The 3294-nt window shown below is 65.5% G+C and carries 4 protein-coding genes and 1 pseudogene; all 5 read left to right on the forward strand.

Annotation, left to right across the window (positions count from 1 at the left end; translation table 11 throughout):
* A pseudogene (locus DBR22_RS00860) lies at positions 1–239 on the forward strand (pyridoxal 5'-phosphate synthase glutaminase subunit PdxT); the annotation flags it as partial.
* Positions 240–242: 3 nt separating this feature from the next.
* Positions 243–1001, forward strand: a complete 759-nt coding sequence (locus DBR22_RS00865; protein WP_108597352.1) for a YebC/PmpR family DNA-binding transcriptional regulator — start codon at positions 243–245, stop codon at positions 999–1001.
* A 35-nt stretch (positions 1002–1036) separates the two neighbouring features.
* Positions 1037–1615: a crossover junction endodeoxyribonuclease RuvC gene (gene ruvC / locus DBR22_RS00870; protein ID WP_108597353.1), complete on the forward strand. Its 579-nt coding sequence runs from the start codon at positions 1037–1039 to the stop codon at positions 1613–1615.
* An 80-nt stretch (positions 1616–1695) separates the two neighbouring features.
* On the forward strand, positions 1696–2340 hold the full coding sequence (ruvA, locus tag DBR22_RS00875) for a Holliday junction branch migration protein RuvA (RefSeq protein WP_108597354.1): 645 nt from the start codon (positions 1696–1698) through the stop codon (positions 2338–2340).
* The coding region (gene ruvB, locus DBR22_RS00880) for a Holliday junction branch migration DNA helicase RuvB (RefSeq protein WP_108597355.1) at positions 2333–3294 on the forward strand (962 nt) is incomplete at its 3' end. The genes ruvA and ruvB, both read left to right, overlap by 8 nt.

Raw genomic sequence — 3294 nt, forward strand, 5'->3', positions numbered from 1 at the left:
TCCATGCCGTGTTCATCCGGGGCCCCTGGGTGGAGCGGGTGGGCCCCGGCGTCGAGATCCTGGCCCAGGTGGAACCGGCGGATCCAGTCCACGCGTCCCACGCGGCAAGCCTGCCGGGGACGGCTAGAATTGTTGCAGTGCGTTCGGGCCACCTGCTGGCCACCTCCTTCCACCCGGAAGTGACTGGGGAGAAACGCGTACATGAACTTTTTATCCGCATGATCAGAGGAGAAGCGTAAAGCATGTCAGGCCACTCCAAATGGGCAACGACCAAGCACAAAAAGGCCATCCTCGATAGCCGCCGCGCCAAGTCGTTCGCCAAGCTGATCAAGAACATCGAAGTCGCCGCACGCATGGGCGGCCCCGACCTCCAGGGCAACCCCGGCCTGGAACTTGCCGTGACCAAGGCCAAGAAGACCTCCGTCCCGGCAGACAACATCGACCGCGCCATCAAGCGCGGTGCCGGCCTGACCGGTGAAGTGGTTGACTACACCGAGATCATGTACGAATGCCGTGGCCCGCAGGGTTCCGCGCTGCTGATCGAGTGCCTGACGGATAACAAAAACCGTGCGGCTTCCGAAGTCCGCCTCGCCATTTCCCGCAACGGCGGCACCATCGCCGATCCCGGTTCCGTGAGCTATTTGTTCAGCCGCAAGGGCGTGGTGTCCCTGCCCAAGAAGGACCTGACCGAGGACGACGTCCTGATGGCCGTCCTGGATGCCGGTGCCGAAGAAGTCAAGGACAACGGCGACACCTTCGAAATCCACTCGGAGCCCACGGACCTCCAGGCCGTCCGCGATGCACTGAAGGAAGCCGGGATCGAGTACGACACTGACGAAGCCGAATTCGTTCCGTCGATGCAGGTTCCGCTCGACCTTGAAGCAGCCAGGAAGTTCATGAAGCTCGTGGACGCACTCGAAGAGCTCGACGACGTCCAGAACGTCTACAGCAACGCAGACCTCAGTGATGAAGTCCAGGCCGCCCTGGAAGAATCCGAATGACCTTCCGCTTTGCGGTTTAGGGCTGTTGACTGCCGGTGACGCTGCGCGTACTCGGGGTTGACCCGGGACTTACCCGTTGCGGCATCGGAGTGGTCGACGTCGAACGGAACCGGCGGGCAACGATGGTGGCGTTCGGGGTAGTGGGAACCTCCCCGGAGGACTCCCTGGACCAGCGGCTGCTGGTGATCGCCCTGGCCATCGACGAGTGGCTGGACCGCCACGAGCCCCACGTCCTCGCCGTCGAGCGCGTCTTCTCGCAACTGAATGTCAGCACCGTCATGGGCGTGGCGCAGGCGTCCGGAGTGGTGATCGCGGCGGCTGCCCGGCGCGGAATCCCGGTGGCGCTGCACACGCCGTCGGAGGTTAAGGCCGCAGTCACCGGCAGCGGCACCTCGAACAAGGACGCCGTAACCAAGCTGGTCACCAAGATCCTCAGGCTGGATGCCCCGCCGCGCCCCGCAGATGCTGCGGATGCCCTGGCCCTGGCCATTACCCACGCCTGGCGCGCCGGAAGTGGGGCGTCCGTTGCCACGACGGGTCCCGGCAGCCTTTCGCTGACGCCTGCCCAGCGGGCCTGGGCTGACGCCGAGGCCAAAGCGCGCCGCTCGCGGTGAAGTCCGCGCCCCCTTGCTAGGGTATTCGTAGATATGTTCGGATAGTCGGCTGTGCCGGCAGTTTATACAGGAGCCCGGCCTTGATCAGTTTCCTTCGCGGAACCGTAGCCCACGTAGGTCTTTCCACCGCAGTCATCGACCTCAACGGCGCCGGCATGAGCGTCAACGCCACCCCCCAGACCCTGAGTAGACTCCGCACCGGCGAGGAGGGCAAACTCTTCACGTCGCTGATTGTCCGCGAGGATTCCCTCACCCTGTTTGGCTTCGCCTCCGACGACGAACGTGAAGTCTTCGATGTCCTGCTCAGTGTGAGCGGCGTAGGTCCCCGCCTTGCCCTCGCTGTGCTGGCCGTCCACGAGCCGGAGGCCATCAGGGTGGCCGCGCACACTGGTGACAGCAAGACGTTCACCAAAGTTCCCGGCATAGGACCCAAGGTGGGCGCCAGGATTGTGCTGGAACTTGCCGGCAAGCTGGTGCCGCACGGCACCGCCGGCGCTGCCACTCCGGCCACCCCGGCCGAGGCTGCCTGGAAGCCGCAGGTAGTGGCGGCCATGACCAGCCTTGGCTGGTCCGAGAAGGATGCAACCACCAGTATCGACAAAGCCCTGGCGGACGAGCCTGAGGTTTCCTTCCGCGGCAACGTCGCCGAAATCCTGCGGACAACCCTCCGCTGGCTGGGCCAGGACGGCGCGCGGGCCGGGAACCGGGTAGGCAGCCGTGGCTGAGCCGTCCGTCGTTGCGGCGGTGGAGGAACCCGAAGACCGGGCCATTGAAGCCGCCCTCCGGCCCAAGAACCTTGACGATTTTGTAGGCCAGCACCGGGTCAGGAAGCAGCTTTCGCTGGTCCTTCAGGCATCGCGGATGCGCGGCCGCAGCGCTGACCACGTGCTCTTCTCCGGTCCGCCCGGCCTGGGCAAGACCACCCTGGCCATGATTGTGGCGTCGGAAATGAACGCCCCCTTGCGGATCAGCAGCGGCCCTGCCATCCAGCATGCCGGCGACCTCGCCGCCATCCTGTCCTCACTGTCGGAGGGCGAGGTCCTGTTCCTCGACGAAATCCACCGGATGTCACGCCCTGCCGAGGAAATGCTCTACATGGCCATGGAAGACTTCCGGGTGGACATTGTGGTGGGCAAGGGGGCCGGCGCCACCGCCATCCCGCTGGAGCTCCCGCCTTTCACCTTGGTGGGTGCCACCACCCGTGCCGGGCTGCTGCCGGGGCCGTTGCGGGACAGGTTCGGGTTCACGGGGCATCTGGAGTTCTACAGCGTTGCCGAGCTTGAGCTCGTTCTTCGCCGGTCCGCCGGGCTGCTGGACCTCAAGGTGAACTCTGCGGGCTTCAGCGAAATCGCCGGCCGTTCGCGCGGTACGCCCCGTATCGCCAACCGGCTCCTCCGGCGTGTCCGTGACTGGGCCCTGGTGCATGGGATCGAACAGATTGACGCCCGCACGGCTTCCGCGGCCCTGGATATGTATGAAGTGGACAAGCGTGGCCTGGACCGGCTGGACCGGGCAGTGCTCGAGGCGCTGATCACCAAGTTCGGCGGCGGACCCGTGGGACTCTCGACCCTGGCCATTGCGGTGGGGGAGGAGACCGAGACAGTGGAGACAGTGGCCGAACCGTTCCTCGTACGCGAGGGCCTGTTGGGCAGGACGCCGCGGGGCCGCATTGCGATGGC

This window comes from Arthrobacter sp. HMWF013, from assembly GCF_003061105.1.
Taxonomy (GTDB): Bacteria; Actinomycetota; Actinomycetes; order Actinomycetales; family Micrococcaceae; genus Arthrobacter.